3 protein-coding genes are annotated in these 7,572 nt (G+C 66.3%); 1 reads left to right on the top strand and 2 read right to left on the bottom strand.

Going from position 1 to position 7,572, the window contains the following annotated elements; translation table 11 throughout:
* Nucleotides 1-1,125: threonine ammonia-lyase (gene ilvA, locus JX325_RS10375; RefSeq protein ID WP_204791064.1), on the top strand; the 1,125-nt coding region annotated here is incomplete at its 5' end.
* 69 nt (nucleotides 1,126-1,194) lie between these two features.
* Here ilvA and JX325_RS10380 read toward each other — a convergent pair.
* The gene (locus JX325_RS10380; protein WP_204791065.1) at nucleotides 1,195-2,256 is read right to left on the bottom strand and encodes an S-layer homology domain-containing protein; all 1,062 of its coding nucleotides are present in this window, start codon (nucleotides 2,254-2,256) and stop codon (nucleotides 1,195-1,197) included.
* The gene (locus JX325_RS10385; RefSeq protein ID WP_204791066.1) at nucleotides 2,253-7,127 is read right to left on the bottom strand and encodes a M60 family metallopeptidase; all 4,875 of its coding nucleotides are present in this window, start codon (nucleotides 7,125-7,127) and stop codon (nucleotides 2,253-2,255) included. Before JX325_RS10385 ends, JX325_RS10380 begins: the two co-directional genes overlap by 4 nt.
* Nucleotides 7,128-7,572: the final 445 nt, after the last annotated feature.

Here is a 7,572-nt window from a genome sequence, read left to right on the forward strand (position 1 = left end):
CCCCTCCACCCCGCCCCCAGGCTGGGCCGGGACCTCTACATCAAGGCGGAGAACTTGCAGCTCACCGGCTCCTTTAAGCTCCGGGGGGCCTTCAACAAAATCCGATCCCTGACGCCGGAGGAGGCGGAGAAGGGCGTCATCGCCTGCTCCGCCGGGAACCACGCCCAGGGCATCGCCCTGTCCGCCGCCCGGCTGGGCATCCCCTCCGTCATCTGCATGCCCGCCGGGGCCCCCATCAGCAAGGTGGAGGCCACGAAAGGCTACGGCGCCCAGGTGGTGCTGGTCCCCGGCGTATACGACGACGCGGCGGAGGAGGCCCAGCGCCTCTGCCGGGAGGAGGGCTATACCTTCGCCCACCCCTTCAACGACCCGTTCGTCATCGCCGGGCAGGGCACCATCGGCCTGGAAATCCTGGAACAGCTGCCGGAGGTGGAGCAGGTGGTGGTCCCCATCGGCGGCGGCGGGCTCATCAGCGGCGTGGCCTACGCCGTGAAGCAGCGGAAGCCGGACTGCCGGGTTATCGGCGTCCAGGCGGCGGGGGCCCCTTCCATGTACCTCTCCCTTCACGCCGGGGANCCCACGGAGCTNTCCGGCGTAGCCACCATCGCCGACGGCATCGCCGTAAAGCGGCCCGGGGACCTGACTTTCGCCCTCTGCAAGGAATACGTGGACGAGGTGGTCACCGTCACGGAGGATGAGATCGCCTCCGCCATTCTGGCGCTGATGGAGGAGCAGAAGACCGTGGCGGAGGGGGCCGGGGCCACCCCGGTGGCCGCCTGCATGTTCGGCAAGGTGAAGACCGAGGGGCGGAAAACCGTCTGCCTGGTCTCCGGCGGCAACGTGGACGTGACCACCCTCTCCCGCATCATCACCAAGGGCCTTTCCAAGGCGGGCCGCCTGGTGGAGCTGACCACCAAGGTGGAGGATAAGCCGGGAAGCCTTCTGCGGATGCTCCAGGTGGTGTCGGACAGCGGGGCCAACATCATCAGCGTCAACCACAACCGGGAGGACAAGGACTCCGACGTGGGGGCCTGTATCGTCACCATGGTGCTGGAAACCCGGGACAGCCGCCACGCGGAGGCTTTGCAGCTGGAGCTGCAATCCAAGGGTTACCTCATGCGGTAAGGGCTTTTCCTGCCAAGCAAAAAACCGGCGGACCGAAACGGTCCGCCGGTTCTCTTTTTTCTAAACCTCTCAGCGNACGTTCTGCACGAAGCGGCTGAGGATCACCGCTACCTGGGCCCGGCTGGCGTTCCCCCTGGGGGACAGGGTATCGGCGGAAACGCCGTTGACCAGGCCCGCCGACACGGCCCAGCTCAAGGGCTCCACGGCATAGGAGGCAACCTGTCCCGCGTCGGCAAAGGCGTTNAGCGCCGTCCGGCCGGACANGTCCCGCCCCTTTTGAGAGGCATAGCGATACAAAAACGCCGCCAGCTGCTCCCGGGTGATGAGGTTATTGGGCCGGAACGTCCCGTCTCCGTAGCCGTTGACGATGCCGCCCGCCGAGGCCCAGGAGACGGCGGCGGCGTAATAGGCCCCGGGGGCCACGTCGCTGAAGGTGGTCTGCCCGGCGGGCTCACCCCCCACGAGGATAAAGGAGNAATCGGCATTCCCCTGAACGGGGGCGGGAGAGCCCTCCAGCCGGTAGAGANTGGCCACGATCTGCCCCCGTGTGGTGGAGGCGTTGGGAGTGAACGTGTCGGCGGCGGTGCCGTTCATCAGCCCCGCCTCAAAGACGTAGCGCACCGCGTCATAGCACCAGTCCCCCGGCCGCACGTCCTGGAACGCCAGGACGCTCTGGACNGGGTNGGGCTCGTCTCGATCCGCCTCCAGGGAAATCCGTCCCTCGAAGATGGGCTGGAGGCTCCGGTCCAGCAGCAGCAATTCCGCCCGGGCGGGGAGGCGGAAGGCGCTCCCCGGCGTCAGCGTCCCCANGTCCAGGGACCGNCCCGACAGGGGCTCGTCNNCCGCCACCAGGTAGATGGTCACAACGGTTTCATCCCGGTCCGCCTCCACATGGCAGTCCGGGCTGTAGGCCTCCCGAAGCCCGGACGCAAAGCGGGCGTCGGGGCACTCCCCCTCTAAAGCCAGCTCCAGCTGGAGGGCGCAGACCTGGCGGTCCAGGCCCTCCAGGGTGAGGCGGACCTCGCCGTCCCGCTCCCGGCAGAAGAGGGTCGGATTGCCCCGGGCCGCCGCCGTCACCGGCAGGGCGCAGAGCAGGCACAGGGCCAGAAGGCCGGATACAATACGCTTCATTCGCCTTCCTCCAATTCGATGGCCGGCAGGTCCTCCCCGCCGGGGGTGTTGATCCAAAGAGTCTCCGCCGTTACCCGCTGGCTCTCCGCCAGGGTGGGCTTGTCCGTCCGGGAGAGCACCGCCCGCATCTGGGCGGGCAGGAGGCTGGCGGCGTTGCACGCGCTGGTCCCGCCCTGGAGCTCCGCCTCCTTCTGGACGTTGGGGATGAAGATGAAGAGGCCGTCGCTGATGTCGCAGACCTTGCCGTCGGCGGGAATCTCCGCGAAAAGCAGGGCCCTGCCGTCCAGCCAGCGGGATTCGGTGGTAGTCTGAACCTCCTCCGCCTCTCCGGTGAGGACGGTCCGGGTGAACCGGCCCTCGATCTTCACCGTCTGATAGGCCGGGTCGCCCCGGTAGGTGCCGGTGACAATCAGCGTCCCGGCGGGGATGACCTGCCCGGCCTCCGTGCCGTAGCGGTACGCCTTGGACAATACGCCCACGGCCCCGTTCTCCAGGAAGGCCACGTCGTCCCCGGCGTAGCTGATGAGCTGGGGAGCCACATTCTCCGGGACGCCGGTGACGGTAACGGTCTTGGCGTCGTAGGTCCAAATGCGGGTGTCCGCCGCCTCCGCGCCGGGCTTCTGGAAATAGGTCAGGTAGCTGCTCTTGTCGTCCACGGCCTGGTTTCCCTGGCCGAAGTCGCCGGAGCGGGCAGTGGTGGTTTTTCCGTCCTTATCCGTGACGGTGACGGTGAATTTACCCGACNCGGGGACCCNTGTCAGCTTCAAGCCGGAAACCGGGGTTTCCTCCNTCATAGTAAAGGTAACGGTGGTCCCGTTCCGGGAAATGTCATAGGCGTCCGCCGGGACGGTTTTGTCGTAGGCAATCCGCAGCTCCGGGNCCGAGGCCTCGGCAATGCGGTTCCCCAGGGTGTCATAGGCCCGGACGCTGTAGGNAAAGGTCCGGTGGTTGGCGGAGCCGATGGTATCCGTATAGACGGCCNCCGTANTGGAGGCGANGGGAANGCCGTTGCGGAGGATCTCATAGCCCTGGACCTTCCCCTGGGTGACGGAGGAGGTGATGGTCAGCTTGACCGCCTTCTCCCCCTCCAGAGCCGCTGTCAGGGAGACGGTTCCCTGGCCCTGGGAAACCCCTGCCAGCCGGTCCCNGCGGCTTTGATCGCTGAGNTACCAGAGGGCCCGGGTCTCCTCCGGGAGCTTCGCCAGCGCCGCCTTGGTGCCGTCGCNGAGGGTCATGCCCCAGCGGGTGAAGAACTCCGTCAGATTCCGGTTCGCAACCGCCGAGGCGGTGCGGGCCACCCGGTCCTGATAATTGGTTTCGCCGCCGAAATAGGTCCCCGCCTTCCAGGCCTTGAAGAAGCGGTTGTAGAAGTCCATGGGCTTGTCCCCGCCGTCATAGGCCAGGTGGAGCTGCCAATAGAGCCCCAGCTGGACGAACACGTCGTTGGAGTCGCCGGGGAGGCCCTGGGCGGTCTTTGTGAAAATGCCCGGGTATTTTCCGCTCTTCTCCAGGCGGGAGGCCAGGGTGTTCTGCTTCCCGTCGTAGGTCTGGACCATCAGGGCATAGAGGTTGTTGGTGATTTCAGCTTTGCCCAGCTTATCCATGTTGTGGCCGATTTCGTGGGCGATGCCCCAGCCGAAGAGCNGGTTCGCCGTGTCGGAGGCCCCCATGGAGCTGATGGGCTTGCCGCAGGCCATGCCGGCGCAGGAGCCGTAGCCAATGCCGATGTGGTTCCCCGCCGCGTACATGAACGCTCCCGCGAACATCTGCATGCAGCGGATGTTCTGGCGGGTCCGCATGTCGTTTTGGGCGTAGGTCTTGTCGATGCCCTGGGTGGTTTTGCAGATGTGCATCACGTCCTCCCAGGCCAGGACGGCCNGGTACAGGGTCTCNATCCGCTCCGCCCGGCTCCGGCCCGCGCCGCTTTGCACCGCCGCCGCGGGCAGGGAGAGCAGCATGGTGGGGGTGGAAATCTCCGTAACGTTGCGGAAGTTCGTCTGCGCGTCTCCCGCCAGACCGGCGGCATAGGCTTCCAGCTCGTCCACGTANCGGCCCAGCTCCGTTCTCCGCTGGCCGTCGTTCCAGGTATGCCAATCCGCCAGCTCCAGCNCCGGGATGTNCGTTCCCCGGCGGATGTGGAGGCGGATGCCCTCGGGATTCGCGCCGCCGTAGGTCAGATACAGGCTNCCGCCCCGGGGGGTGTTCTGGCTGCCGATCTGGGGAACCGTCAGCACATTCCGCCCGTTGGACAGCGCTCCGATCTCCGCCCGCCAGGCGGAGGCCTCGGCGTTGAACTGGCTGGCGTAAACCGTCAGCTTCTGTCCCGCCGGGATGCCNGAGGCGTAGATGGTCAGCTCCTGCCCCGCCCCGGCGGCCACGCCCAGGGGCTGGAGGTCGCTGCCGCTCTGCTGGTACTTCGCGTCCGCTCCGGCGCTGCGGGACTGGACGCCGCTTTGCACCACGCCGGAGGNGGTCCCGCTCCGCAGCAGCTCCTCCGCCAGGTCCAGCTCGTCCGCCAGGGTGTCCAGGTTCATGTAATAGTTCCGCTCGCCGCTCTCCAGCCGCTGCCGGAGGGCCTGGATGTCCGCCTGGGTGACGCCGGGGCGCAGGACGGTCCGCAGTTCGCCGGAGAAGAGGGCCGCGANGTTGTCCGGCAGGCAGCGGGCCGGATCGTACTCCATAAACATCAGCTCCGACAGGCTTACCGCCGTGTAGGCCGTCTGCTCGATGGTAACGGCGATCTTCACCACGTCCGTCACCGGCTCGAAGGGCAGCACGGCAAACTTCGTCACGGCGGGGTTGTTCCCCACGCTCAGCCAGGTGTTATGGTCGGAAGCGCTGCCCCCCTGAAGGGGATTCGGCGACACCAGGGTGCCGGGGCCGTTCAAATTGTCGCCCTGGCGCCAGACGGTGACGGTGTAGAGCCGGAGGTTGTTGGGATAGCTTCCGTCCAGCCGGGGGACCCAGATGACGCTGCTGAGGTCCACGGGCCGGCTGAAGGAGGCCAGGACCTGCTTCCCGTCCCACCAGTTGCCGTCGTTGTAGGAGTGGGACGTCCAGTGGGTGCTGAAATCGCCGTCGGCCATAAACTCCGGCTGGAAGGGCTTGCTTGCGGGATAGGCGGTGGGAGAGACATTCTTGGGATTCGCCAGCCACACCTCTTCGATGTCCTGCCAGTCCAGAACGCCCTCGGTGGGGATGCCCTCCGGGCGGGAGTAATCCACGGCGTTGGGGGTTCCCAGGGCGGTGCGGGAGGGCCCGCTGACCCCCACGCTGTTCCCCGCCTGGATGTAGATGGAATAGGTGACATCGTTGGTCAGGTCCGTAATAACCGTGCTGGTATTGCTGAGGCGGCCGCCCCACTGGCGGTAGCCGGACTCATCCTCGGCCTTGTAATAGACCTCATAGAAGGTGGCGTTCTCCGCCGCCTTCCAGCCCACGGACAGGGCGCTGTCCAGGGAGCTTACGCTCACCATGTCCGGCGCGCTGGGAGCCCGGGCGGGCTGGGGCGTGGCGGACACGGGGTCACAGGCCGTCCCCTCCCAGGCGCCGTCCACGGGGGTGACGGTGAACAGATAGGTTTTCAGATTCTCCAGCCCCGTGACCTCCGCCCGGGGCACGTCCACCCGCAAAGAGCGGCGGCTGGCGCTGCCGTCCTGGAGCCAGTAGTCCACCCGGTAGCCGGAGACGTTGGGCACCTCGCTCCAGCGGAGGCTGACCTTCTCGCTTCCGGCGGCGGCGGTGAGGTTCCGCACCACGCCGCCGGCAGCGGAGGGCCGCTCCGGGATGATCTCCCGGAGGAACTGGATGGATTCCACGGTGGTATAGTCCCCGCCCTCGGTGCGGGTGACGGTGATGACGATCTCCTTTACCGCCACCCGGCGGCCCAGGGAGATCTTCACCACGCTGCTGCCCTCCACGGGGCCGATGGCGCGAATCCCCTCGGGCAGGGAGNNGTCGANGGGGATGGTTTCCCCGCTTCCGTCCTCATAAGTCACGGCTACGGAGCCCTCCCGCATGGCCTCGGGCCCCTCGGGGGAGACGATCCGGATCTCCTCCATCTCCACCGGCTCCGCCAGGGAGACGGCCAGCTCCAAGGGCATGCCGGAGAGGGTGACGGTCTGGCCGTTATTCCGGAACAGGTCTTCCAGGATGCCGGAGGACAGGCTGGCCCCCTCCCCCAGGCGGACCTCCTCCACCGGCGGGGCCAGGAGGGTNGTGTCCCGGACCTCCGGGCGGCCCTCGGCGTTCCGGTTCCGGCTGACGATGGCCAGGTCGTACACGTCCACCACGCCGTCGCCGTTCAGGTCATAGCGCTCCAGGTCCCNGCGGCCGGCGGAGCCCAGGGCCTCCGCCAGCTCCTCCCGGTCCCGGCTGCTGACCCGGCCGTCGCCGTCCACGTCCCCCAGGGTGAAGGAGGCGTCCGCCGTGCCCAGGGTGACATGCTGGGAATAGCGGTCAATGGTCAGCTCCTGGCGGCAGTCCGCGTAGCCGNCCCCGGTAAATTCCNGNGTGTANTTCCCCTGGGGCAGGCCGGAGACGGANATGTCCAGATAGCCGGGCCATCTTCCGCCGCCCAGCTCTCCGCCGTCCTGGTTCCGCAGGGCCACAACGGCGGGATAGCCGCCCAGGTCCGCCCGGCCGTCTTCCTCCGTCAGGTCCAGCGTTCCCAGGGAACGGCCCTCCTGGTACAGCTCCGCCCGGACCCTCCGATCCCGGAGGGCCTCCAGGGTCTGGGGCCAGTCCACCCGGACCGTGGCNGAGATGCCGCCCAGGTCCGCGCCGCCCCAGGCGGCCTCCGCCGCCGGAAGCCCGGGGACCAGCAGCGCCCCGGCCAGCAGCAGGGATAAAACTCGTTGTTTGATGCGCATAGGGAGCGTCCTCTCTTTTCTGCGTCCTGGCCGGGAATGCCGCCGCCCAGGANACTGCTGTTATGTGCAGATTATAGCAATTTCCCCCCGCCTTGACAAGATGGTGGATTCTATAATTTATAGCAATTTATAGCAATCCAGTAAAATATCAGTATATTGATTTAAGGTGTAGATTGTTATCAGAAGGTGATAGCAATGTTACACAACGAGGCGCGAAAACTACTGGTAGAGGCATATGAACAGACCCGCGATGCACCGACAGTGGCAAAGTGTTTCCAGGTGAGTACAAGCACAGTGTATCGTTTGAGCGGGACAAAAGAATAAAACCGACAGTGTAGAACTTCAAACCAGTCAGCGAGGAAGGAAACCGGCCCTGACGGAAGAAGATTTGCAGGGCATAGACCAACTGATCGTAGCCCAGCCAGATATTACAATCGACGAAATT

It is taken from the genome of Oscillibacter sp. CU971 (assembly GCF_905219725.1).
Taxonomy (GTDB): domain Bacteria; phylum Bacillota; class Clostridia; order Oscillospirales; family Oscillospiraceae; genus Oscillibacter.